Source organism: Rhizobium fabae (genome assembly GCF_003985135.1).
Taxonomy (GTDB): Bacteria; Pseudomonadota; Alphaproteobacteria; order Rhizobiales; family Rhizobiaceae; genus Rhizobium; species Rhizobium pisi.
In genome coordinates, this window is the sequence record NZ_ML133665.1 from 32021 (window position 1) to 54979 (window position 22959).

The following is a 22959-nucleotide window of genomic DNA, read 5'->3' on the forward strand; positions in this document are numbered from 1 at the left end:
GAGGAAATCGATGGCATCGACCCTGCATTCCTTCGCCAGCGCCGCAGACCTCGCCGACAGCCTCGCCGACAAGGTCGCCACCACGCTTTCGGCAGCGATTGCCGCCCGCGGAGCGGCATCCATCGCCGTTTCCGGCGGCTCCACGCCGAAAGTCTTCTTCCAGGTGCTGTCGACACACGACATCGCCTGGGACAAGGTGACGATCACCCTTGTCGACGAACGCTTCGTTCCGGCCGACAATGCGCGCTCGAACCACCTGCTGGTCGATGCCAATCTGTTGCAGAACAAGGCGAAGGCGGCGCGTTTTGTGCCGCTTTACCAGCCAGCGGCCTCTGTCGAGGAGGCCGCACGGCTTGCGACTGTAAAGAGCGCAGAGATTGGCATCCCCTTCGACGTGGTCATCCTCGGCATGGGCGGCGACGGCCACACCGCCTCGTTCTTTCCCGGCGGCAGCAATCTTGCCGAGGCGCTCGACGCTTCGACGCCGCGTGGCATCATCACCATGGAAGCGGAGGGGGCCGGCGAGCCGCGCCTGACCTTCACCTTCTCCAGTCTTCAGGATGCCGCACTCCTGGTTCTCCATATTGAGGGCGAAGGCAAAAAAGACGTTCTCGCCAAGGCGGAAGGCAGCGGTGACGAGGCAGAAATGCCGATCCGCGCCATTCTGCGCCGGGCCACTTCCCCGGTCGAGATTTACTGGGCTCCCTGATACGGCCTGACAGGCCGCCGGAGCCGGCGAACAAACAGAGACGAACCAGAACAAGGCAGGGATATTCCATGTCCGCTCACGCACGCATTGCTGCGATCACCAACCGCATTGTCGAACGCTCGAAGCCCACTCGCGAGCGCTATCTGGAACGCCTGCGCGCCGCGGCGTCCAAGGGTGTCGCGCGCTCTGTGCTCGGCTGCGCCAACCTGGCCCATGGTTTTGCGGTCTGTTCCCCCACCGAGAAGGATGCGCTCGCCGGCGACCGCATACCCAATCTCGGCATCATCACCGCCTATAACGACATGCTCTCGGCTCACCAGCCGTTCGAGACCTATCCTGCGATCATCCGCGAGGCGGCCGCCAAGGCCGGCGGCGTCGCGCAGGTGGCAGGTGGCGTGCCTGCCATGTGCGACGGCGTCACCCAGGGACAGCCGGGCATGGAGCTGTCGCTCTTCTCGCGCGACCTGATTGCAATGGCTGCGGGCGTCGGCCTGTCGCACAACATGTTCGATGCCGCCCTCTTCCTCGGCGTCTGCGACAAGATCGTGCCGGGCCTCGTCATCGCGGCGCTCTCCTTCGGGCACCTGCCGTCGATCTTCGTTCCGGCCGGTCCGATGACGACAGGCCTACCGAACGACGAGAAGTCGCGCGTGCGCCAGCTCTTTGCCGAGGGCAAGGTCGGCCGCGACGAACTGCTGGAGGCGGAATCGAAATCCTATCACGGCCCAGGCACCTGCACCTTCTACGGCACTGCCAATTCCAACCAGATGCTGATGGAGATCATGGGCTTCCATATGCCCGGCTCCTCTTTCATCAATCCCGGCACGCCCTTACGCGAGGCACTGACACGGGAGGCCGCCAAACGGGCGCTGGCGATCACCGCGCTCGGCAATGAATTCACCCCGGCGGGCGAGATGATCGACGAGCGTTCGATCGTCAACGGCGTCGTCGGCCTGCATGCCACCGGCGGCTCGACCAACCACACGCTGCACCTTGTCGCCATGGCGCGGGCAGCCGGCATCCAGCTCACCTGGCAGGACATCGCCGAGCTTTCAGAGATCGTTCCGCTGCTGGCCCGTGTCTATCCGAACGGACTTGCAGACGTGAACCATTTCCAGGCCGCCGGCGGGATGGGCTTCCTCATCAAGGAACTCCTGAAGCACGGCCTCGTGCATGACGACGTCCGCACCGTCTTCGGCCAAGGTCTCGAAGCCTATACAATCGATGCCCTGCTCGGCGAAAACGGTGCGGTCATGCGCCAGCGCTCGCCGGAAAAGAGCCACGATCCGAAGGTGCTCTCCAGCATCGAGACGCCCTTCCAGGCGAATGGCGGGCTGAAGATGCTGCGCGGCAACCTCGGCAAGGCCGTCATCAAGATTTCTGCCGTCAAGCCGGAACGCCACGTGATCGAGGCGCCAGCGATCATCTTCCACAGCCAGCAGGAACTGCAGGACGCCTTCAAGGAAGGCAAGCTCAACCGCGATTTCGTCGCCGTCGTGCGCTTCCAGGGCCCGAAGGCGAACGGCATGCCGGAACTTCACAAGCTGACCCCGCCGCTCGGCGTGCTGCAGGACCGCGGTTTCCGCGTGGCGCTCCTGACCGACGGGCGCATGTCCGGCGCATCAGGCAAGGTGCCGGCGGCGATCCACGTCACGCCGGAGGCAGTCGACGGCGGCCCGATCGCCCGCATCAAGGACGGCGACATCATTCGCCTGGACGCGATCAAGGGCACGCTAGAAGTGCTCGTCGATGCGGCCGACATGGCCGAGCGTGAACCGGTGACGATCGATCTTTCCGACAATGAATTCGGCATGGGCCGCGAACTCTTCGCGCCGTTCCGCCGCGCCGTTGGAGCTTCGGATCAGGGCGCCAGCGTGCTCTTCCACTGAGCCCAGACGCTCGGGGCAAATGAAAAACCGCGGGGCGCGCGAAGCACCCCGCGGTTTTTTAATTTCGTCGGTCCGGTGCTATCCGTCAGGCGCGGATATCGAGGACGTAGTCGCGATGCGCCGGATGGGTGCTGTAGACGAAGATCTTGTTCAGTTCCTTCTGCGTCAGCAGGCGCAGGAAGCGAACTTCCACGGTATTGTTGGCGTTGACCTTCATCAGCAGGCAACCGACCTTGGTGATGCGGGCATCCGGAATATCCAGATAGAACTGCTTCGGCAGGTTGAACTGGGTCAGAATCGCGAGCGTCGCGCTGCTCATCGAGATCCGGACGATATCGCAGCGGCGCGAAGCCGCGTGCATAACGCCCTTTTCCGTATATTCGATGCGCGCGGCGTTCATGGTGTCCTCCATCTTGAACCGCGCCTCGCGGTCATACATGAAGGATTCTTCCTTGCTCAGGAAATGAGATTTTGGCTGTGACGGATTGGAAGCGGCCACTTGCTTATCCCCCTCATAAATTGACTGGGAAAAGGTAGCAGCCGATCTTTAACAGAAAGTGAGAATTCGGCCCGTCCCGCACAATTTCTGGTATTATTACCCCAAAAATGGCTGCCTCATTTCCGATAGGTGTGGCCGCTTGCATCAAAGAGATGCAGCTTCTGCCTGTCGGCGGCAAATCGCATCCTCTGGCCCTTCTTCACATCATAGATGCCGGGCAGCTTGACGACGATGGGCTCACCGGGAACTAGACCCTCGATATAGAGCAGCGTCACTTCGCCGAGCGCTTCGACGATGGAGACTTCGCCCTCGAAAACATAGTCGGCGCCATCGGCGATCCTGAGATCTTCAGGACGAACGCCGAAGCTCGCCTGCTTGCCCTTCTCGGACGCGTTGGTCGCCACATCGAGCGTCACCGACATGCCGCCGGTCAGCGTCACCGTCGTCTCGCTCCCGGTTCCGACGATCGTCGCGGGGATGATGTTCATGGCCGGCGAGCCGATGAATTTCGCGACGAAGAGGTTGGCGGGGCGTTCGTAGAGCTCCAGCGGCGCGCCGACCTGCTCGATGTTGCCGGCGGAGAGAACGACGATGCGGTCGGCGAGCGTCATCGCCTCGACCTGGTCGTGGGTCACGTAGATCATCGTCGTATCGGCCATCTGCTCGTTCAGGCGGGCAATCTCGATGCGGGTCGCGACGCGCAGCGCGGCATCGAGGTTGGACAGCGGCTCGTCGAACAGGAAGACCTTCGGATCGCGGCAGATGGCGCGGCCGATCGCCACGCGCTGGCGCTGGCCGCCGGAAAGCGCCTTCGGCAGACGGTCGAGATATTTGGTCAACTGCAGGCTCTCGGCCGCCGCCCGGACGCGGCGATCGATTTCCTGCTTGCTTTCGCCGGCGATCTTCATGCCGAAAGCCATATTGTCGAACACGGTCATGTGCGGGTAGAGGGCGTAGGACTGGAAGACCATGGCGATGCCGCGCTTGGAGGGCGGCACGTCGTTGACGAGATGGCCGTCGATATACATCTCGCCGCCGGTGATCGCCTCAAGACCGGCGATCATACGCAGAAGTGTGGACTTGCCGCAGCCGGACGGACCGACGAAGACGATGAATTCACCTTGCTTGATATCGAGGTCTATCCCATGGAGAACGTCCACGGAACCGTAGGATTTGCGGATATCCTTCAGCGTCAGTCCAGTCATTTCTCTCTCCCTGTGTTCCCTGGGCCTGTATTCCCTAGGCCTGCGTTCCTTAGGCAAGACGGGCGAAATACGCCCCCCAGGCCGGAATATCGATCTTGTCGCCATAGTTGTTGCTGGTAAAGCCATGGCCCGTCAATGCCTGCCATTCTCCTGCAGGCAGCGTGACGCCGGCTTCGACCGGGCTCATGTTGAAGATGCAGAGCAGCTTCTCATTGCCGTATTCGCGGGTGAAGACCAGGGTATCGCCCTGCTGCTCCTCGAATTCGATCTCGCCCTTGGCAAAAGCCGGATGCAGCTTGCGGAAGGCGATGAAGCGACGATAGTGCTCCAGCACCGAAGTCTCGTCACCCTGCTGGACGCTGACGGCGCGCAGGATATGCTCGACCGGCACCGGCAGCCACGGCTTGACGCTGGAGAAGCCGCCCTGGGCGACCTGGCTGTCCCAGACCATCGGCGTGCGGCAGCCGTCGCGGCCCTTGAATTCCGGCCAGAACTGGATGCCGTAAGGGTCCTGCAGATCCTGATAGGCGAGATCAGCCTCGGTGAGGCCCAGTTCCTCGCCCTGATAGAGGCAGACGGAGCCGCGCAGCGTCATCAGCAGCGAAGCATAGAGCTTGGCGAAGGCGTCGTGATCGGCGACCAGCCCACCCCAGCGGCTGACATGGCGTACCACATCGTGGTTGGAGAAGGCCCAGCAGGCCCAGCCATCGGGTGCTGCGGCTTCAAAATCCTGCATGACTTCCTCGACGCGCTCCGGCGACAGCGGATCGGGCGCCAGGAACTCGAAGGCATAACACATGTGCATCTTGTCGTTGCCGGAGGTGTATTCGCCGACGATTTCAAGACCGCGCTGGCTGTCGCCAACCTCACCGACGGCGGCGATTGCCGGGAATTCCTCGAGAACGGCGCGGAAGCGCTTCAGGAAGGCGAGGTTTTCGGGGCGGTTCTTGTCGTAGAGATGTTCCTGGAAATTATAGGGATTGACCGCCGGCGCCGTCGAAGCGTTGCGCCGTTCGGGCGCGAGCGCCGGATTGTCGCGCAGCAGCGGGTCGTGGAAATAGAAGTTGATGGTATCGAGGCGGAAGCCGTCGACCCCGCGATTGAGCCAGAAGCGCACGACATCCAGCAGACGGTCCTGCACTTCCGGGTTATGCAGGTTCATATCCGGCTGCGAGGTCAGGAAATTGTGCAGGTAATATTGCATACGCGTCGGATCCCACGCCCATGCCGAGCCGCCGAAGATCGACAGCCAGTTGTTCGGCGGCGTGCCGTCCGGCTTGGCATCGGCCCAGACATACCAGTCGGCCTTGGCGTTGGTCTTGCTGGAACGGCTCTGGACGAACCAGGGATGCTGGTCCGAGCTGTGGGAGATGACGAGGTCGATCATCACACGGATGCCGAGGCGATGGGCTTCGGCGATCAGCGTGTCGAAATCCACCAGCGTACCGAAGATGGAATCGACATTCTCATAGTCGGAGACGTCATAACCGAAATCGCGCATCGGCGAGGTGAAGAAGGGCGAGATCCAGATCGCATCGGCGCCGAGGCTTGCCACATGCGGCAGGCGGGCGGTGATGCCCTTGAGGTCGCCGATGCCGTCGCCGTTCGAGTCCTGGTAGGAGCGCGGATAGATCTGGTAGATCACCGCGCCACGCCACCAGTCCTTGTCAACTGTCGAGATCGATGGGGAAGCCACGTTCATGGAATATCCTGTCTGAAGTCACGTTCGAAAATGGTCAGCCTCCCTTGACCGAGCCCGCCAGCAGACCGCGCACCAGATAACGCTGAAGGCCGAAGAAGACGAGCAGCGGCACGACGATAGTGACGAAGGCCGACGCCGTCAAAATCTCCCAGTTGCCGCCGCGCGAACCGAGCAGCGCGTTCAGGCTGCCGGTCAGCACGAGGTGATCCTTGTCGGTGCCGAGGAAGACCATGGCGACGAGCAGGTCGTTCCACACCCACAGGAACTGGAAGATGGCGAAGGAGGCGAGTGCTGGAAAGGACAGAGGCAAAACGATGCGGACGAAGATCTCGAAATCGCTCGCGCCGTCGACGCGGGCGGATTCGATGATCTCCTTCGGCAGGCCGGCAATGTAGGCCCGCAAGAGGTAGATGGCGAGCGGCATGCCGAAGGCGGTATGGGCCAGCCAGATGCCGGGATAGGTCTTTGACGGTTGACCCAGCAGGTTGCCGATCTCGTTGTAAAGGCGCAGCAGCGGGATCAGCGACATCTGCAATGGCACGACGATGAGGCCGACGACAAGCGCGATCATCAGCGCACGGCCGGGGAATTCCATCCAGCTCAAGGCGTAGGCGGCGAAAGCGGCGATCAGGATCGGGATGATCGTCGCCGGGATCGTCACCGTCAGCGAGTTGATGAAGGACTGGCCGATGCCCTCGCCTGTTAGAACCGTGTTGTAGTTCTGCATCGTGAATTGAGGCGGCGCGGAGACGGATGCATAGATGCGCTTCGGGCGTTCGTCGGGCGAGAAGGCCGCGTTTTTCATGTAGCGGTAGCTGCCGTCGCTGTTGATCTGCAGCGTTTCCCCGTCGCCGAGATCGGCAGTCTCGCCGGCCTTGAAGGCCGCCGGCTGCTGCACGCGGTTGCCGAAGGCCTTCACAGAGCGGCCGGTCTGGCCTTCCAGCACATTGCCTGAAATGACGTAGGTGACGCCTTCCTGTTGCTGCTGATCTGAAGTGCCGAGGCGGACGGCGACGGTCTGCGTCGAACCGACGAAGGCTGTCCACCAGCCGGACACGACGATCTGGTCCTTGTCGCGCAGCGCGCTGACGAAGATGCCGAGCGTCGGGATCAGCCAGAGGATGACGATCAGCAGGACGGCGGCGTGAACGAAGAGACGGGCGGGGCCGATCTTGAAGTAGCTTCCGACAGCAGTCATCTCAATGCCCCTTCAGTTCGCGATTGGCGCGGCGCACGTTCCACACCATGATCGGCGTGACGGCGAGCATGATGATGATGGCGATAACGGCGCTTCGGCCGGAATCGCCGCCGCCGCGGAACAACCAGTTGAACATCAGGTTCGCCAGCACCATCGTCTGCCACTGGCCGTTTGTCATGGTCAGCACGATATCGAAGACCTTGAGGACGAGAATGGTGATCGTCGTCCAGACGACGGCGATGGTGCCCCAGACCTGCGGCACCATGATGCGCCAGAAGATCTGCCAGCCATTGGCGCCGTCGATGACGGCGGCTTCGATCGTCTCCTCGGGAATGCCGCGAAGTGCAGCCGACAGGATGACCATGGCAAAACCGGTCTGGATCCAGATCAGGATGATCATCAGGAAGAAGTTGTTCCAGAAGGGAACGGAGATCCACACCTCGGGCGTACCGCCGAAAAGCTGGACGATGGCGTTCAGCAGGCCGATCTGGACGTCGTTGCCGCCGCGATATTCATAGATGAATTTCCAGATGACCGATGCGCCGACGAAGGAGATCGCCATCGGCATGAAGACGATGCTCTTGGCGATATTGCCCCACCAGATGCGGTCGGTCATCACGGCGATGACGAGGCCGAAGAAGGTGCAGGCGGCCGGAACGACGGCGAGCCAAAGGATGTTGTTGAAGATCGACTGGCGGAATTCGCGGTCGCCGAGCGCCCATTGATAATTGGCGAGGCCGACGAACTGCAGGCCCGACCGGTCGTAGAAGGAAAGGACGACGGTCGCGATAACGGGATAGACGAGGTAGACGACGAGAAGAAAGAGCGCCGGACCGACAAACAGCCAGGGCCGGACGAGCGCACGACGGTTGAGATTGCGCGATGCGGCACGAATGTCGCCATCCTTCACCGGGAGAGCGAGATCCAGAATCTTGTTCGAAAAATAGAAATAGGCCGAGCACGCGATAACGGCCCCGACCACGACGCCCAAAGCGGACACAATCTGCAACAGCATTTCGTCCCTCCCCTGCTTCCCCTGATCTTATTCCGACCGGTTCTTATTCTGACGGGTCAACGCCGGTCATCGTCAATCTCTTTGTATTGCCCGACCACAATATATCCTGCGATGGCCGGGCTGTTTGCGAGCCCGGCCAGTCATGCAAGCCATGCCGCCGGCAAGCCGGCGGCATAATTTGAAGGATTACTTGATGCCATCCCAGGCGCTCTGGATCTCGCCAGCAGCATCTTGTGCAGACTTGCCGCCGACGAAATCGACCATGCCCGTCCAGAAGGCGCCGGCGCCGATCTTGCCCGGCATCAGGTCGGAGCCGTCGAAGCGGAAGGTCGTGGCCGAAGTCAGGATTTCGCCTTCCTTCTTCATCTGCGGGTTGGCATAGGCATCGACGTTGACGCCCTTATAAGGCGTCAGGAAGCTCGACTGCGCCATCCAGACTTCATGCGCGATCGGCGTCTTCAGGAAGTCGATGAAGGCACGAGCCGCCTTCGAGTCCTTGGTGATCGAGACGAGCGTACCGGCGCCGAGCACCGGCTTGCCGAGTTCGGGATGCGAAGCATAGGTCGGCATGTAGAAGAAGTCGGCATCCTGACCGAGCTTCGTGCCTTCAGGGAAGAAGGACGGGATGAACGAGGCCTGATGGTGCATGTAGCACTTCGGCGGAACCGAGAAGAGCCCCTTCGGGCTGTCGCGGAAGTCGGTCGATGCCACAGCCGCGACACCGCCATTGACGTATTTCTCGTTCTTGGCGAACTTGCCGAATTCGTCGATCGCGGCAACGACGGCCGGGTCGGTGAACTTCAGCTCGTTGGTCGTCCACTTGTCATAGGCTTCCGGCGGCTGGGTCCGCAGCATGATGTCTTCGACCCAGTCCGTCGCCGGCCAGCCGGTGGCGCCGCCCGAACCGAGGCCGATGCACCAGGGAACGCCACCATCCTTAACGATCTGGTCGGTCAGGGCATGCAGCTCTTCCATGGTCGTCGGGATCTTGTAGCCGGCTTCCTCGAAATTCTCCGGAACGTACCAGACGAGCGACTTCACGTCGGCCTTGAAGGGGAAAGCGTAGAAGGCGTCCTTGCCGTCCTTGCCCTTGTAGGTGCCGTAACCGACCCAGCTGTCGCCGGCGCCGTAATTGTCCTTGAGCCACTTGGAGTTTTCATCGCCGAGCGGCGTCAGGAAACCCTTGCTGGCGAGGTCGGCAAGGAGGCCAGGCTGCGGCAGAACGGCGATATTCGGCGGCGAGCCGGCCTGCGTGTCGATGACGATCTGCTGTTCGTAGTTTTCGGAAGAGGAATATTTGGCGTCGACGCCGGTCGCTTCGGTGAAATAGGCGAGAACACTCAGGAAGAAGGCCTCGTCCTCGCCGCGCCACGGCCCGAAGATCGCCAGCGGCTGACCCTTCAGATCGGCATGGGCAGCCTTGAATTCGTCATAGCTCTTCCAGTTGAATTTGGCATCCTGTCCCGGCGCAAATTTCAGATCGGCGGCGGACGCAGCACCTGCAAAAAGCGCCGCCACGGCAACGCCCATCAAAAATGACTTTTTCATGTGATCAACCTCCCATCACAATCCCAACCCACGCCGAATTCCTTCAAACGGAATTTCAAAGCGCTTTGACAGCTTCACTCATTCCACTTTCGGTGGAATGGAGTCAAGTCATTTCATGAAAACTCGATATAAACATGCAGCTCAGAGCGCCCCGCATCCTCCCGGACGCACAAAGAACGCTCTAACTCCTTGAATCTACGCACCGGGGCTTCCGAAAATCGAATTCGATTTTCAGATCGATGCGCCAGCACCGCTGAGCAGCGCCTATTGGGGAATATGGAGCGATTTTTCTTGAGTCAAGCGCACCAAATGATACATAATTGAAAGCGCTTTGGGCACTGGGAGGCAGCTGGCCCCCAAGCTCAGGCGAGCCGGGAGGAAGCATAGCAGGTGAATCTCAAACAGCTATCGGAATTGCTGGGACTGTCGCAGACGACGGTGAGCCGGGCGCTCAACGGCTATCCCGAGGTCAATGAGGCGACCCGCGAGCGTGTGCTCCAGGCCGTCAAGGAGACCGGGTACCGGCCGAACAAGGCTGCGCAGCGGCTTGCGACCGGCAAGGCAGGCTCGATCGGCCTCGTCATGCCGACAGCGCCCGGCCACCAGTCCGACGTGCATTTCGGCGAATTTCTGGCCGGGCTCGGCGAGGAGGCCGTGCGCCACGACTTCCACTTCGTCATCATGCCGGCCGATCCCGACGACGAAGTGGCCGCGCTCCGGCGCCTCGCCGTCAGCGGCAATGTCGACGCGCTGTTCGTCGCCTATATGCGTGGCCACGACCCCCGGCTCGCCATGCTGAAATCGCTTTCCATGCCCTATGTCGTGCATGGCCGCTCCTTCGGGTCGGAGCCGGACTATCCCTTTCTCGACATCGACAATGAGGGGGCCTTCTACGATGCGACGCGGCTGCTGCTGCAGCTCGGCCATAAGCGCTTTGCGCTGATGAATGGGCCAATGCATCTCGATTTCGCTATCCGCAGGAGGAACGGCGTCATGTCAGCCCTTGCCGAACGTGGACTGGCGCTCGACGAGGACTGCGCGAGCCACGCGCTGATGACCGATGAGCAAGGCCTGCTGGCGATGGAACGCTTCCTGCAGCTGCCGGACCGGCCGACGGCGATCCTCTGCTCCAGCACCGTGCTGGCGCTCGGCGCAATCCGCGCCGTCAACCAGGCGGGATTGCGGCTCGGAGAGGATATTTCTCTGATTGCCCACGACGACGTGCTGCCCCTGCTGAAGCCGGAAAACTTCTCCGTGCCGTTGACGACGACGCGCTCTTCCTTGCGGGCGGCAGGTGTGCGCATCGCCCAGCGGCTGATCGGAACGGTGAAACAGGCCGGGCCCTTCCCCGACCAGGAGCTCTGGAAGACCGAGCTGATCGTCAGGGCCTCGACCGGCCCTGCCCCGCAGCAGCGATAATCAAAACTTCGGCGGCACCTGCCCTGCGGTGCGGTGAGCGGCGATGACGGTGTTGGCCATCAGCATGGCGATGGTCATCGGTCCGACACCGCCGGGAACCGGGGTGATGGTGCTGGCGACCTCAGCGACCTCGGCGAAGGCGACGTCGCCGACGAGCCGGGTCTTGCCCTCGCCCCGCTCGGGTGCCGCCACACGGTTGATGCCGACATCAATGACCGTCGCACCCGGCTTGACCCAATCGGCTTTCACCATCTCCGGCCGGCCGACGGCAGCCACCAGAATATCGGCATTGCGGCAGACCTCGGCGAGGTTCTTGGTCCTGGAGTGAGCGATCGTCACCGTCGCATTGGCATTGAGCAGCAGCTGCGCCATCGGCTTGCCGAACAGGTTGGAGCGGCCGATGACGACGGCACTGAGGCCGGAGAGATCCTCGCCGTGGGTGCGGCGGACGAAGACCATGGCGCCGGCCGGCGTGCAGGACACCAGCCCGGTCTTCAGATCGCCGGTGGCAAGCTTGCCGGCATTGACGACGCTCAAGCCGTCGACATCCTTCTCCGGCAGGATCGACTGGATGATCGGCTCGCTGTCGAGCGGCTTCGGCAACGGCAGCTGCACCAGGATGCCGTGGATCGACGGATCGGCGTTGAGGCTGGCGACGAGGGCAGCCAGTTCCTCCTGCTTCGTCTCGGCCGGCAGCGTGTGCTGGACCGACTTGAAGCCGCATTCCTTGGCCATACGGCTCTTGGAGCCGACATAGGCGTGGCTTGCCGGATCATCGCCGACGATGATGACCGCAAGACCAGTGGTGACGCCGCTGCTTTTCTCCAGCGCGGCCGTCGCAGCCTTCACTGTCTCGATTACGGATGCGGCTACGTTCTTGCCATCGATTACTGTCGTCACGCGTCTCTCCGCCCTGTTTCGCGTCAATCTATGAATAGTCGGCGAGCGTCAATTGCTCACCAACGCCCTATCTTGTCCGAAAGCGGCAACGCAATAGCAAACTTGCAAGGAAATGTTCGGTCAGCGCAGCGGCTGCCGCGCTTCGAGCGCATGGACACGCAGCCGGTCACGCAGACCGGAGATTTCGGAGCGCAACACCTCCATCTCATCGACCGGCGCGGGATCCTGCGCAGGCATCGATGGCAACGGCGCCTGCGGCCGCGATAGCGGCACCTCTCCTCGTACCGGAGCGGCGACAGGCCTGCGCAGCCGCAGCAGGAAAGCCCCGGCAAGGCCTATCGCAAGGCCCACCGCTGCGCCGGCCAGCGAGCGGCCGGTCAAGCCATCCGTTTCCGTTACCCCGGTCGCCAGCGCGGGCTTCAGAAGAACGATGCGACCGTCAGTGGCTGTTCCCGCTGATGCGGACGTCGCGTCTTCCAGGCGCGAGCGGGCGGCATTCGCCTTTTCACGCAGCTCAGTCAGTCGTGACAAATCGACGCCGGTATCCCGGCTCTGGGCGATCAGCGTGTTACGACGATCATTGAGGCCCTTGCGTGCATCGACGGAGGTCTTGGCGGCGGTATTGGCGGCCTGGGCAAGACGGACAAGCTCCTTGCCCATATTCTCCTTCAGGCCGTCGGCTTCGGCCTGCTGCTGCAGCAGGCGCGGATGGCGCGGGCCGAGTTCGGCGGAAAGTTGCGCAAGCGCCGTCTTGGCGACGGCATATTTGTCGCGCCAGTCCTGCAGCGCCGGCGACAGCATATCGGAGGGCAGCGAACCGTCGAGCACATCGGCGAGTTTTGCGGCCTTCAGCCGGTCCGCCTGCGTCTTGGCAGTGAGGATGTTCTGGTCAGCCTCTTTGAGATCGGCATCGAGCCCGTCGATCTGGCGGCGTAGATCGATCGCCACCTTGACGTTGCCCTCGCCGCTTTTTGCCGTGAAGGCGGCAAGCTCGGCCTTGGCGTCGTCGTAGGTCTTGCGCAAGGCGCCGCCGGTTTCAGCGCTCCCGCCAGGCCCATCCCCTGCGGCAACCGCTTCGGCCAGCCTTGCGGCGATACGCATGGACTTGCCGCTCTCGCCGGTTGTCACCCTCACGAGGATCGTGCCGGCGGCTGCATCGGGCAATATCTCCACCGCGTGCTTCAGCGTCGCCTCAGCATGGGAAGCGGGATCGGCGGCAGCACCTGTCGCCGAAAGCAGGTCAAGCGCGACGCCAAGCGCATTGGCGCCGGCACCGGCAAATTCGGCATCGCGATCGAGCTTCAGGGCGGCGACCGTCGAAGCGACCACCCGCGCCGACAGCAATCCCTTCGCCGCAACCTGGGTGAAGGCCGCACGGCTTGCAGCATCCGTCTTTATCGCGAGCGTCGTCTCCGCGCGGTAGAGAGCCGGCGAAGCCGGCATCAAAATCGGTAAGCCGGCGCCGACGATCGTCGCCACGGAGACCATTGCCACAAGACCGATCCCGCGCGCGCTGCGCTGCGACGCTGCGGGCCCGCGCGGGGCGGGTTCTTGATGAATTGCGGCCAGCGGTTCGATCGCCGGTTCAGCGGCTGGTGCGATCAGCTCTTCATTCCGCAGGGGCTCCGGCGAAAGACGAGAACCGATATCGTTGGCAGCGAGCAGGCGATTGCCGAGGATGGTTTCGATACGGTCGACCAGCGGCGCCGTGCGCGCTGCCTTTTCGCGTTGCTCTTCCAGCGCGCGGCCGATGGCGCGCAGCAGTTCGGCCTCGGGCAGCGCGACATCAGGCCGGTTCGATCGGGGCAATCGATCGGAATCGCCAAGGGTGCGCGGCGCCGCGGCTGCGCGATGGTGAAAGCTGCTTCTGGCCCTGATATCGTACATTTGCGCCACATCTCATGCACATGATGGCCGGGTTCGCTCATCCGCACGACGCAGATGATTAAGCGACTTTAAATATTCATGGCAAAGAAATGGTTAACCGCGGCCGGCAAGAAACTGCTACGCCGCGCGTCTTTTCAGGCGCAGCGGACGCTGTGGCACTTCAATCGTCACATGGCGCGTTCCGAAAATAGATCCCGATTTTTCGACCGGTCGCAAACGCTGCACGCTTTTGCGCAACATACGTCGGGATCAGCTTGCCTTCTTACGATCCGCCCGCGGCGGCTGCAGCGCGGCGGTGTGCTCTTCGGGATGGCTGAGCATCCTTTCGCGCCGGCGGAAGCGATAGCGCAGGACATGATAGAGGAAGACCGGGATACCGATGATGTAACGGCGCCAGAGGCGCGTCGGCTCCTGCATCAGACGATAGGCCCATTCCATGCGCATCATCCGCACCGTCTTCGGGGCGCGGGGAACGGCGCCCGAGACGAAGTCGAAGAGCGCGCCTACCGTCAGCACCAGGCGCGCATGGTCGGCGCGGATGTTGTCGTGGACCCATTTCTCCTGAAGCGGCGTTCCCATGCCGACAATCAGGATATCAAGCTTCTGGCGCTCTATCTCTTCGACGACGGGGGCGGAGTTGACCTTGTCGAAGTAACCGTCGGATACGACGACGAATTCGTGCCAGGGCGTGTGCTTGCGAAAACTTTCCGCAGCCGCTTCGACGACCGAACGCGTGCCGCCGATAAGGCCGATGCGGCGCGGAGCCTCCATGAAGGTGAGGAAGGCCGGCACGAAATCGGTGCCGTTCAGGTTGGCGGGAAACGGCCCGCCATGGGCGATCTGCGATGCGATGTTGAGGCCGATACCGTCAGGCAGCACCAGATTGTGCGACATGATCCGGTAATATTCATCGTCGCGCAGCGCCGTCAGCATATTGTGGGCGTTGACGAAGCAAACCACGGTTTGGCCGACCGGGATGGAGGCCAACTCGTTGATAAAAACGAGGGCGTCGTCCCAGCCGAGGTCGCAGACCGGCAGATCGAAAATCGTCCGCCGCGATGCGAGCACCGCGAAGTTAGCAATCAGATTCATTCCAACCTCCTGCCGTGGGTGCTTCATGCCCCGACATCCCGGAAAACGAGCCCATATTTCCGCACCGGAGGTCTCGAAAGGACCGGTCGCGTCGCGCCGGGACGGCGCCGCTCCGATCCCCGGATGCGGCACATGCCCAGCTGTGAGGCCGGTTATATCAGGCGGGTTTCAAACAACCCTTAGGAAAATAATTTGAATTTCAATGCTCGTATAAGTGGTTTATTAACCACACGCGCCCATGACAAACGGCGCCCTCTGGCGCCGTTTGTCATCCTAACTCGCCGAAAGCGTCGCGATCTTTCAGAGTCGCTTGCCACGCTTCAGGTTTTTGATTGCTCGTATGTCGTGATCGCAAAATTGCTACGCACTTTTGCGCGACATGCCTTAATGGGCGGCTGGCACCGGCGCTTCGCCGGCCGGTACGGTCTCGACGATCTTGACCGGCGTGCCCACCTTCGTCGGCTTGCCGGAGGAGTTTTCCTTGACGTCTTCCTTGGAGAGATAGTCGAGCTGCTCCAGCATCACTTCGGCGACGTATTCACCGCCGAGGCGCTCGTTCATGCCCTTCTTGACCTCCTCGCGGAAAGCCTTCGGGTCGAAGGCTTTGACGTGGGCGATATCGACCATCTTGTTGCCGACGAGCAGGCTGAAGAGTTCGTCCGTCGTCATCTCGGCGAGCGGCAGCGTCACACCTTTCAGCATGTCCTTGTTCATCATGAAGGAAACGCGGCCGAGGAAATAACCGGTGACCGCACCGTCGCCGATAATCGGCACCGTGATCGTTTCACCCTTCACCAGTTCGAGCGCGCCCTGCTTGGAGTCCGTTGCCGCAGGCGCCGGCGCGGTCGCCAGGTACACCGAAAAATAGACCGACGCCAAGGTGATGGCACATACCCAGATACCGGTGAGGACGAGCTTGATCATCAGTTTCCACGCGAGGCGAATTGTTCCTGGGAATAAGTGCCGTCGGCATCGGCGTCCTGAACCGCATTCTTCAGGAGGTCGGCCACGGCGCGAACCGCTTCGAGATGCGCCTCGACGCGGCGGGCATTGAGAACCAGCTTCTTCTTCAAGCCATGCAGCTGATCGAGATGAGCAGCGGCAAGCTCGGCCGGATCGGTGTCGCGAAACAGCATCGACAGCTCGTAGAGGCAGCGGCTCTTGTGCGCGTTGGACACCTTCAGATCGAACTGCGGATCGCTGCCGATCCGGGTGTTCTCATTGTCGATGATCATTTCGAGGCGTCCGAGAACGGATTTGATCCTGTATTCGTTCGAAACTATTTCCATTGTACCCTCGGTTATGCGTCGCTTGCGGACTTGGCTTCGGCGGTCGGCGTGCCAAAGGTCTTGCGCTGGAAGTCGTCGATCATGCTGAGCGCCGTGTTACGGTCGCGATCATCAGTCGAAGCGTTGACAATCTTGCCTTCCTGCCGGCGCAGCTGCTCACTGTACATCTGCTTGGCGATGCCGATGCCGTCACCCTTGGACATGACGTTGCCGAGCTGCTCGGCCATCATGCCCTTCCAGATATCACCGGTCGCGCCCTTGCCGTAGACGTCGTCGCTTTCGCTTGGCAGCATGGACTTGACGAAATTCTGCAGAACCATGGCCTCGAACTTCCGGTAGCTTTCCGGAACGTCCTCGGTCTTGGTGCGGTTCTGGATGTTGGAGAGGCCGCTCTTCTGGCCGATTTGGTCGAGAACATCGACCGTATTGGAGAAGCCCTTGCCATTCTCGGCGAGGCTCGTTGCGGCAAAGGCCGCACGATTTGCCTTCAATTTTTCCTGGGCCGCCTGAACCTCTGTGGGGTCGGCAGCTTTGACAACGTCCAGGACCAGATCACTGGGGGGCGAAATAGCCACGTTACAATCCTCTAAATTAAGATCGTAGCGACTATGGTTTTTGAAGCTTGCTGGAGGCTGGCGTTGCGAATTGTTGATCGATCACATCGTAGACGGCATTGTCGTCGGCCTCGCGACGCTCGGCCTCCAGGGCGTCTTTCATGCCTTCTTCCAGGCGATCAGCCTTGGCGCGCTCGCGCATCAGCCACATCTCGTGAACCTGCTGCATGCCGGTCAGCTGCTGGTCCTTGATGGTGAGTCTGCCGAATCGATCGGCGTAATTCTGCGAGAAGGCATGATGGACGGGATCCATCGAGCCGAGCGCGAGGATGACGTCGTCCATCGCCACATTGACTTCGGCGCGCTGGCGGCTGGTTTCGGCCAGATCGTTCTCGGCCATCCTTTCGATATGCCGCTGCACCGAAAGGATACGCTTGAGTTTCTGAGAGCGGTTCTTCTCGATCATATCTGCCTCATCGCCCGATATAGATCGAATCGAAGGATTGAGCGAACTGGCTGACCATCGCCGCTATCGAGAAATAGATCAGGAAAAGCCCGCCGAGCAGCAGATAAGGCGTGGAAATGAAGTAGACCGGGATCTGCGGCGCCAGCTTGTTGATGAAGCCGATCGAGACGTTGAAGATCAGGCCGTAAATCAGGAAGGGGCTCGACAGCCGCAGCATGATGTAGGTGGTCTGTTCCAGCGTGTCGGTGAAGGAGATCAGTGTCGAGCGCATATGCACGAGGCCACCGAAGGGCATGGTGGTGTAGGAATCGATCAGCGCGCGAAAGACGATGTGATGAAAATCCATGATGAAGAGAATCATGATGCCGGCGAAGGTGACAAAGCTCGAAAGGCTGGTCTCCGGCGTGTCTTCGATGATGTCGGCTGAGCCCGGCTGGGTGTAGCCGACCATCGTGGCCAAGATCGAAGCGGCGAACTGCATGCCGAGCGTATAGATTCTCGCCAGCATCCCGTACATCACGCCGATCAGTGATTCGCTGAAGATCAGGCCGATATAAGTTCCGGCGCCCGTATGGACGGCCGGGTAGACGGTATCCCAGAGCAGCGGCATGACGGCGATCGAGAGAGCGGCGGCGATGAAGACGCGCAGCTGTTCGGGCACGCGCGCCGAGGAAAAACCCGGAAGAGCCAGCACACAGCCGCCGATCCGGCAGAAAACCAGAAACAGCGCGAGAACGGTCCCTTGCGGGTCTGTTATCATGAAATGGAGCCCAAAATCTTTATCTCGATGCCCTTGGCCAGTTCGACATGCGACAGGACCGGCAGCGTGGCGAACAGCCGTTCGATGATCATGCGCACATAGGAACGTGTTTCCGGCGACGTGACAAGGGCGAATGGCAGGCCGCGATCCATGAACTCACGGATAACTTTGGTCGCCTGCTCGCTGAACTCCTCCAGGCTGCGGGGATCGATGTCGAATTCGATCACCTCGCCCTTGGCGTCGCGCTTCAGCGCCTGATGGAAGGCAAGATCCCACTTGCTGCCGAGTCTCAGCACGCGCAGCACGCCGTTGTCGGCGAGATCCCCGCACAGCTGCTGGGCCATGCGGATGCGAACGTGTTCGACGATCTGCTCGGTCTTCCTGACATGCGGAGCGAGTTCGGCCACTGCTTCGAGAATGAGGTGCAGGTTGCGGATCGAGACGCGCTCGGCAAGCAAGAGCTTCAGCACCGCCTGCAGGCCGGAATAGGACATGTGCGACGAGCAGATCTCGTCGGCGAGCTTCTTGTATTCGGGGTCGAGGCGATCGATCAGCACCTTGACGTCTTTGTAGGACAGAAGCTGCGGCAGGTTGTTGCGGATGACCTCGCTCATATGGGTAAGCACAACGGAAACGTTGTCGATCGGTTGGAAGCCTTCGCGCTTCAGATCGTCGGCGAAGTTTTCGAGGATCGAGACGGCAGGCATGCCGAAAGCGGGTTCGCGTATTTCATCTCCTGGAATGCTCGGCCGACGGCCGGCGCCGGTGACAACGAGGACTTCGCCGACGCGCAGCAGGTTGGAGGCGACCGTCGTGCCGTGGATGCGGATCTGGTAGGACTTCTCGGCGATGGCGATGTCGTCTGTCACCTTGATTTCGGGCACGACGAAACCGTATTGCGTGGCGAATTTCTTGCGCATCTTGCCGACGCGGAAGGCGAGTTCCTGATGGGCGCCGAGCAGGCGCGTCGAAACCATCTTGCCGAGCGCAAGCTCGATCTCCGAGGTGCGGAGCACCGATTTGACCGAGTCCTTCTCCAGCTCCTTGCTCTGGACGACCTTCTTTTCCTCCTGTTCGCGGCGAAGCTTGTTTTCAGCTTCGACCTGACGCGGGATGAACCAGGCGCCGAAGGCGAGAAGACCGCCGAGGAACACGAAGGGGACAAATGGCAGACCCGGCATCAAGCCGAGAACGAACATCAGCACGGCCGAGACGGAGAGCGCGCGGGGATAGCCGCTCAACTGGTTGACAACGGCCTGGTCGGTGGAGCCGAGCGTGCCGCCGCGCGAGACGAGAAGGCCGGCGGCGAGCGAGACGATGAGGGCCGGCATCTGCGAGACAAGGCCATCGCCGACGGAGAGCTTGACGAAGACGTCGGCCGCTTCGCCGATCGGCATGCCGTGGCGGAAATAGCCGATGATGATGCCGCCGAAAATGTTGATGCAGGTGATGATGAGGCCGGCCACGGCATCGCCGCGGACGAACTTCGACGCACCGTCCATCGCACCGAAGAAGGAGCTTTCCTCTTCGAGTTCCTTGCGCCGGCGCTGGGCTTCCTTCTCGTCGATGATGCCGGCCGAAAGATCGGCGTCGATCGACATCTGCTTACCGGGGATGGCATCCAGGGTGAAGCGTGCGCCGACTTCGGCGATACGCGTGGCGCCCTTGGTGATGACAATGAAGTTGATAGTGATGAGGATCAGGAAGACGATCAGACCGATGACGAAATCGCCGGACATGACAAGACTTGCGAAGCCGGCGATGACGCCGCCCGCCGCATCGTGGCCTTCATTGCCGTGGGACAGGATGACGCGCGTCGTCGCGATGTTCAGCGCCAGGCGGGTCATCGTCGCGATCAGCAGAATGGTCGGAAAGGACGAGAAATCGAGCGGCTTCTGGATCCACAGCGCGACCATCAGGATCAGCACCGAAAGGGCGATCGAAAAGGCCAGTCCCATATCGATAAGAAACGGCGGGATCGGCAGGAAGAGAATGCAGATGATGACGATGATGCCGAGAGCAAAACCGACATCGCGCAGACTCGGGGCGACTTTAGGAAGGGGTAGTGCAGGTGGTTGCGCCATAACGATTCCGTCTCTTCATGAGAGGAGGCGGACATGAATCCGCCCAATTCGGATCGAGGGTTAAATGGCGAAGCTTGCGCGAAGGTGGCTCAGAAGCCTGACTGGATGCGCGAGAAGACCAGATTTGTAAAAATCGAGATCTGCGAGCCTACAAAGGGGGCGGTGACACCGACCGTGATCAGCACCGCGACGATCTTCGGCACGAAGGTCAGCGTTGCTTCCTGCACCTGGGTCAGTGCCTGGATCAGGGCAATAACGAGGCCGACCACCATCGCGGCGACGACGGCGGGACCGGTGGCGACCAGGACGGTCCAGATCGCGGCCTGGAACAGATCCAATGCATCAGCTTCATTCATCCGAAGGCAACCTCATATCGCCTTGAAGCAGCCCCGCTACAGCCGGGCCGCAATTGGTTGAAATCAAACCGGCGCGCCGCGCCGTTCGCATCAGGAGCTGCCGCTCGGAGCCTTGTCGGCGACGGTGATTCCCGTCTGCACGAGTATCTTATCGCCATTCGCGGTCGTCGCAATAATGCCGTCGGAATAAACCTTGACGGAATCGATAACGCCTTTGACGGTGCCGTCGGCGCTTTCCATGTACTTCCCGACGTAGCTGCTGGCCTGGGTGAGGCTCGAGTTTGCCAGAAGCGTGTCCAACTTGGTGTTGGTCTGAATCGTCTGCTCGACCTGCGAGAAGGTCGCAAGCTGCGCCACCTGCTGGCTGGCATCCATCGGAGAGGTCGGATCCTGGTTCTTCATCTGCGCGATGAGCAGCTTAAGGAAGTTGTCGTAGTTCAGCGTCGCCTTTTTCTGGGACGAGCTTGTCGAATCCGTCGAGGTCGACGTGGTCACCTTCGACGTTGCATCTACCGCCATGGTGCGATCTCCCTGCGAATCTGCTCGACCATCGTCGGCGGCAGTTCGTGGTTGTTGAGGATATTGTCTTCGATCGCGTAGAGGCCGCGAATGGCCTTGAGCGCGTCAAAGGCGCGGCCGGTCGAAACGAGCGCATCGATGCGCTTCAGTTCAGCGAGGATCTCTTCATTCTTGAAGCAGGTGAGCAGCATGGTGATCGACTTGCGGAACATCGCCGTCGAATGATCCTTGCCCTCGGGGTTGATGAGGATCATCTGCGCGATGAAATAGAGCTGTCGAAGCGGCGTCGTGGCGCCTTCCGGCTGGAGCACGTGGTTTTCGAGAAGGAACGTCACATCATTCAGGAATTCCAGCGCGACCTTGCGATCGACGCGCAGGACGGCGCCGTTGATGAAGATTCTTTCTCCGGCTTTCAGAGAAATGCGAAGTGTACTTTTCATTTAAGTCCATCCCTGATGATGGTGGTAACGTCGATGATGCCCTGGTAGTTGTTAGACAGACGTTTTCTGATCCTGTCGCATTCCTTCAAGATCCAGATTGCGATCGAGATGAGGTTGGCCCTAAGCTCAATCTCCAGCTGGTTGTCGGGATTTTTCAGATCCTCGATGAAGCTGATCCATACCCGGCGCGTATAAAACAGGGCTTCAATGGCTTCCCGGCCGTATTTTTCCTTGTCGCGCGCCAACGACAGCAGGTCTATGGACCGGTCAAGGACCTGCCATTCCCGCTCTTTCGCGTCGGCCACCGAGTCCTGCATGACTTCGGCATACGAGAACTGATACATTCATGCATCCTTCTTTATATTGCGCGCCTTTGCTCATCAAAGGTAGTTTACGAGACTCAACTGCTGGATCTTCGAAACGATCGTGTAAGCGGTTTCAAGCTGCGTTTCCAAAGTCTTGACGAGGGTCGAAGCTTCATAAGGGTCGACGCCCTGGAGATCGACGAGCTTGTTCTTGATGATGTTGGACTGAGCATCGAGAGCGTCGTTGGATTTCTTGACGCGCTCCTGCGAAAGGCCGAGCTGGCTTGCCTGTGTTACCAGGCCGGTGGTCGCCTTCGTCGTGTAGCTGATCGCCTTGCTGGAGACCTTGCTCATCGCGTCGGCGCTGAGATTCTGCCCGAGCAGCGCCGAGGTCATGACTGAGGCGAGAGCGAAATAGCGCATGCCTTCGGAATTGGCGTTGGTCGAGGATTCGATCACTTCCGAGTTGCTGATGCGGCTCGTCATGTTCTGGTTCGACGCCTGCGACCAACCGGTCGTCGGGTCGGTCCAGGCAGTCTGGTTGAACATTGGCTCGACCTGCGTGGTGATGAAGGTGTCCATTTCGGCGCCGGTCAACTGGTTGACCGGCTTCGTCAGGCCTGCCGCATAGGCATTCAGCTTCGTCACGATGTCCGCGCTTGTCGCGGCCGTCTTGTCGGTCAGCGGCTGCACATCCGTATTGATGCCGGAGAAGAGATATTCGCCGTTCACCATGGTGTTGGCCGTATCCATCATGGTGGACAGGGCGCTGGTCGCCGACTGGATGGCGACGGTGATGCTGCCGGGATCCTTGCTGCCCTGAAGCGCCGTCAGCTTCGAAACGAGGCCGTCGCCGACGTCCTTCATTTTGGAAAGCCCGAGCTGCGAGGACTCCATGCGCGCGTTGACGAGCGAATTGCTTGATTTGATCGAGTCTATCCTGTCGACCTCGCGATTGAAGTCCACGCTCCTGGCAGCGTTGCCGCCAAGGGAGACACCGATATCCGCGTAGACCCCCGTCGTCGCTTCCGTCGAGGCCTTCGTCATCTGGTTCTGCGCCTGACGGATCGTCAACCGCATTGCATTCTGGATGGCCGAACTTGAAATAAATGAGCTCTTCATG

Annotated in this window: 23 protein-coding genes; 3 read left to right on the forward strand and 20 right to left on the reverse strand. The window is 60.9% G+C overall.

Going from position 1 to position 22959, the window contains the following annotated elements; all coding sequences use genetic code 11:
* The first annotated feature begins 10 nt into the window (after positions 1 to 10).
* Together pgl and edd are read left to right on the forward strand one after the other, a co-directional pair.
* A complete protein-coding gene (gene pgl, locus EFB14_RS30615; RefSeq protein ID WP_125842636.1) occupies positions 11 to 709 on the forward strand; it encodes a 6-phosphogluconolactonase in 699 nt (232 codons plus the stop codon).
* A 68-nt stretch (positions 710 to 777) separates the two neighbouring features.
* Positions 778 to 2598: a phosphogluconate dehydratase gene (gene edd, locus EFB14_RS30620; RefSeq protein ID WP_126830429.1), complete on the forward strand. Its 1821-nt coding sequence runs from the start codon at positions 778 to 780 to the stop codon at positions 2596 to 2598.
* 85 nt (positions 2599 to 2683) lie between these two features.
* Here the strand turns inward: edd and EFB14_RS30625 are convergent, their stop codons facing one another.
* From EFB14_RS30625 to EFB14_RS30650, 6 genes are all read right to left on the reverse strand, one after another.
* On the reverse strand, positions 2684 to 3037 hold the full coding sequence (locus EFB14_RS30625; RefSeq protein ID WP_008523602.1) for a hypothetical protein: 354 nt from the start codon (positions 3035 to 3037) through the stop codon (positions 2684 to 2686).
* Between the two features lie 176 nt (positions 3038 to 3213).
* Positions 3214 to 4302, reverse strand: a complete 1089-nt coding sequence (locus EFB14_RS30630) for an ABC transporter ATP-binding protein (RefSeq protein WP_125842632.1) — start codon at positions 4300 to 4302, stop codon at positions 3214 to 3216.
* A 49-nt stretch (positions 4303 to 4351) separates the two neighbouring features.
* Positions 4352 to 6004: a beta-galactosidase BglA gene (bglA, locus tag EFB14_RS30635; protein WP_126830431.1), complete on the reverse strand. Its 1653-nt coding sequence runs from the start codon at positions 6002 to 6004 to the stop codon at positions 4352 to 4354.
* A gap of 34 nt (positions 6005 to 6038) precedes the next feature.
* Positions 6039 to 7202, reverse strand: a complete 1164-nt coding sequence (locus EFB14_RS30640) for a carbohydrate ABC transporter permease (protein ID WP_125842628.1) — start codon at positions 7200 to 7202, stop codon at positions 6039 to 6041.
* Position 7203: 1 nt separating this feature from the next.
* The gene (locus EFB14_RS30645; protein ID WP_126830433.1) at positions 7204 to 8217 is read right to left on the reverse strand and encodes a carbohydrate ABC transporter permease; all 1014 of its coding nucleotides are present in this window, start codon (positions 8215 to 8217) and stop codon (positions 7204 to 7206) included.
* Positions 8218 to 8403: 186 nt separating this feature from the next.
* Positions 8404 to 9765: an ABC transporter substrate-binding protein gene (locus EFB14_RS30650; protein WP_125842624.1), complete on the reverse strand. Its 1362-nt coding sequence runs from the start codon at positions 9763 to 9765 to the stop codon at positions 8404 to 8406.
* A gap of 390 nt (positions 9766 to 10155) precedes the next feature.
* Here EFB14_RS30650 and EFB14_RS30655 point away from each other — a divergent pair, with 390 nt between their 5' ends.
* On the forward strand, positions 10156 to 11184 hold the full coding sequence (locus EFB14_RS30655; RefSeq protein WP_125842622.1) for a LacI family DNA-binding transcriptional regulator: 1029 nt from the start codon (positions 10156 to 10158) through the stop codon (positions 11182 to 11184).
* On the opposite strand, the gene folD is transcribed toward EFB14_RS30655, so the two are convergent.
* The 14 genes from folD to EFB14_RS30730 form a co-directional block, all read right to left on the reverse strand.
* The gene (folD, locus tag EFB14_RS30660) at positions 11185 to 12084 is read right to left on the reverse strand and encodes a bifunctional methylenetetrahydrofolate dehydrogenase/methenyltetrahydrofolate cyclohydrolase FolD (RefSeq protein WP_126830435.1); all 900 of its coding nucleotides are present in this window, start codon (positions 12082 to 12084) and stop codon (positions 11185 to 11187) included.
* A 120-nt stretch (positions 12085 to 12204) separates the two neighbouring features.
* Entirely contained in the window at positions 12205 to 13971 is a 1767-nt protein-coding gene (locus EFB14_RS30665; protein ID WP_125842618.1) for a GumC domain-containing protein, read from the reverse strand.
* Positions 13972 to 14220: 249 nt separating this feature from the next.
* Complete coding sequence (locus EFB14_RS30670) at positions 14221 to 15063, reverse strand: WecB/TagA/CpsF family glycosyltransferase (RefSeq protein WP_125842615.1); 843 nt, start codon at positions 15061 to 15063, stop codon at positions 14221 to 14223.
* A gap of 384 nt (positions 15064 to 15447) precedes the next feature.
* Positions 15448 to 15987, reverse strand: coding sequence for a hypothetical protein (locus tag EFB14_RS30680; protein ID WP_125842613.1), 540 nt, complete (start codon positions 15985 to 15987; stop codon positions 15448 to 15450).
* A complete protein-coding gene (locus EFB14_RS30685) occupies positions 15987 to 16352 on the reverse strand; it encodes a hypothetical protein (protein ID WP_097619885.1) in 366 nt (121 codons plus the stop codon). The genes EFB14_RS30680 and EFB14_RS30685 overlap by 1 nt, the downstream gene beginning before the upstream one ends.
* Positions 16353 to 16363: 11 nt before the next feature.
* Positions 16364 to 16927 (reverse strand): rod-binding protein, encoded by a 564-nt coding sequence (locus EFB14_RS30690; RefSeq protein WP_126830437.1) that lies wholly within the window; start codon positions 16925 to 16927, stop codon positions 16364 to 16366.
* 31 nt (positions 16928 to 16958) lie between these two features.
* Positions 16959 to 17372 (reverse strand): hypothetical protein, encoded by a 414-nt coding sequence (locus tag EFB14_RS30695; protein WP_126830439.1) that lies wholly within the window; start codon positions 17370 to 17372, stop codon positions 16959 to 16961.
* A gap of 7 nt (positions 17373 to 17379) precedes the next feature.
* Positions 17380 to 18132, reverse strand: coding sequence for a flagellar biosynthetic protein FliR (gene fliR / locus EFB14_RS30700; RefSeq protein ID WP_125842607.1), 753 nt, complete (start codon positions 18130 to 18132; stop codon positions 17380 to 17382).
* Complete coding sequence (gene flhA, locus EFB14_RS30705) at positions 18129 to 20216, reverse strand: flagellar biosynthesis protein FlhA (protein WP_125842605.1); 2088 nt, start codon at positions 20214 to 20216, stop codon at positions 18129 to 18131. The genes fliR and flhA overlap by 4 nt, the downstream gene beginning before the upstream one ends.
* An 89-nt stretch (positions 20217 to 20305) precedes the next feature.
* A complete protein-coding gene (fliQ, locus tag EFB14_RS30710) occupies positions 20306 to 20572 on the reverse strand; it encodes a flagellar biosynthesis protein FliQ (protein WP_125842603.1) in 267 nt (88 codons plus the stop codon).
* A 90-nt stretch (positions 20573 to 20662) separates the two neighbouring features.
* Entirely contained in the window at positions 20663 to 21091 is a 429-nt protein-coding gene (flgD, locus tag EFB14_RS30715; protein WP_125842601.1) for a flagellar hook assembly protein FlgD, read from the reverse strand.
* The gene (gene flbT, locus EFB14_RS30720; RefSeq protein WP_012482697.1) at positions 21082 to 21531 is read right to left on the reverse strand and encodes a flagellar biosynthesis repressor FlbT; all 450 of its coding nucleotides are present in this window, start codon (positions 21529 to 21531) and stop codon (positions 21082 to 21084) included. Before flbT ends, flgD begins: the two co-directional genes overlap by 10 nt.
* On the reverse strand, positions 21528 to 21875 hold the full coding sequence (flaF, locus tag EFB14_RS30725; protein ID WP_125842599.1) for a flagellar biosynthesis regulator FlaF: 348 nt from the start codon (positions 21873 to 21875) through the stop codon (positions 21528 to 21530). The genes flbT and flaF overlap by 4 nt, the downstream gene beginning before the upstream one ends.
* 36 nt (positions 21876 to 21911) lie before the next feature.
* On the reverse strand, positions 21912 to 22958 hold the full coding sequence (locus EFB14_RS30730; RefSeq protein WP_126830441.1) for a flagellar hook-associated family protein: 1047 nt from the start codon (positions 22956 to 22958) through the stop codon (positions 21912 to 21914).
* Position 22959 lies beyond the last annotated feature (1 nt).

What these genes read in the sequence shown, in the direction of transcription:
- flhA (WP_125842605.1), bottom strand. Translation starts at nt 20,216, where the DNA reads ATGGCGCAACCACCTGCACTACCCCTTCCTAAAGTCGCCCCGAGTCTG.
- EFB14_RS30695 (WP_126830439.1), bottom strand. Translation starts at nt 17,372, where the DNA reads ATGATCGAGAAGAACCGCTCTCAGAAACTCAAGCGTATCCTTTCGGTG.
- flgD (WP_125842601.1), bottom strand. Translation starts at nt 21,091, where the DNA reads ATGGCGGTAGATGCAACGTCGAAGGTGACCACGTCGACCTCGACGGAT.
- flbT (WP_012482697.1), bottom strand. Translation starts at nt 21,531, where the DNA reads ATGAAAAGTACACTTCGCATTTCTCTGAAAGCCGGAGAAAGAATCTTC.
- EFB14_RS30640 (WP_125842628.1), bottom strand. Translation starts at nt 7,202, where the DNA reads ATGACTGCTGTCGGAAGCTACTTCAAGATCGGCCCCGCCCGTCTCTTC.
- edd (WP_126830429.1), top strand. Translation starts at nt 778, where the DNA reads ATGTCCGCTCACGCACGCATTGCTGCGATCACCAACCGCATTGTCGAA.
- EFB14_RS30630 (WP_125842632.1), bottom strand. Translation starts at nt 4,302, where the DNA reads ATGACTGGACTGACGCTGAAGGATATCCGCAAATCCTACGGTTCCGTG.
- EFB14_RS30685 (WP_097619885.1), bottom strand. Translation starts at nt 16,352, where the DNA reads ATGGAAATAGTTTCGAACGAATACAGGATCAAATCCGTTCTCGGACGC.
- EFB14_RS30625 (WP_008523602.1), bottom strand. Translation starts at nt 3,037, where the DNA reads ATGTATGACCGCGAGGCGCGGTTCAAGATGGAGGACACCATGAACGCC.
- EFB14_RS30645 (WP_126830433.1), bottom strand. Translation starts at nt 8,217, where the DNA reads ATGCTGTTGCAGATTGTGTCCGCTTTGGGCGTCGTGGTCGGGGCCGTT.
- fliQ (WP_125842603.1), bottom strand. Translation starts at nt 20,572, where the DNA reads ATGAATGAAGCTGATGCATTGGATCTGTTCCAGGCCGCGATCTGGACC.
- pgl (WP_125842636.1), top strand. Translation starts at nt 11, where the DNA reads ATGGCATCGACCCTGCATTCCTTCGCCAGCGCCGCAGACCTCGCCGAC.
- EFB14_RS30730 (WP_126830441.1), bottom strand. Translation starts at nt 22,958, where the DNA reads ATGAAGAGCTCATTTATTTCAAGTTCGGCCATCCAGAATGCAATGCGG.
- fliR (WP_125842607.1), bottom strand. Translation starts at nt 18,132, where the DNA reads ATGATAACAGACCCGCAAGGGACCGTTCTCGCGCTGTTTCTGGTTTTC.
- flaF (WP_125842599.1), bottom strand. Translation starts at nt 21,875, where the DNA reads ATGTATCAGTTCTCGTATGCCGAAGTCATGCAGGACTCGGTGGCCGAC.
- EFB14_RS30670 (WP_125842615.1), bottom strand. Translation starts at nt 15,063, where the DNA reads ATGAATCTGATTGCTAACTTCGCGGTGCTCGCATCGCGGCGGACGATT.
- EFB14_RS30680 (WP_125842613.1), bottom strand. Translation starts at nt 15,987, where the DNA reads ATGATCAAGCTCGTCCTCACCGGTATCTGGGTATGTGCCATCACCTTG.
- bglA (WP_126830431.1), bottom strand. Translation starts at nt 6,004, where the DNA reads ATGAACGTGGCTTCCCCATCGATCTCGACAGTTGACAAGGACTGGTGG.
- EFB14_RS30665 (WP_125842618.1), bottom strand. Translation starts at nt 13,971, where the DNA reads ATGTACGATATCAGGGCCAGAAGCAGCTTTCACCATCGCGCAGCCGCG.
- EFB14_RS30650 (WP_125842624.1), bottom strand. Translation starts at nt 9,765, where the DNA reads ATGAAAAAGTCATTTTTGATGGGCGTTGCCGTGGCGGCGCTTTTTGCA.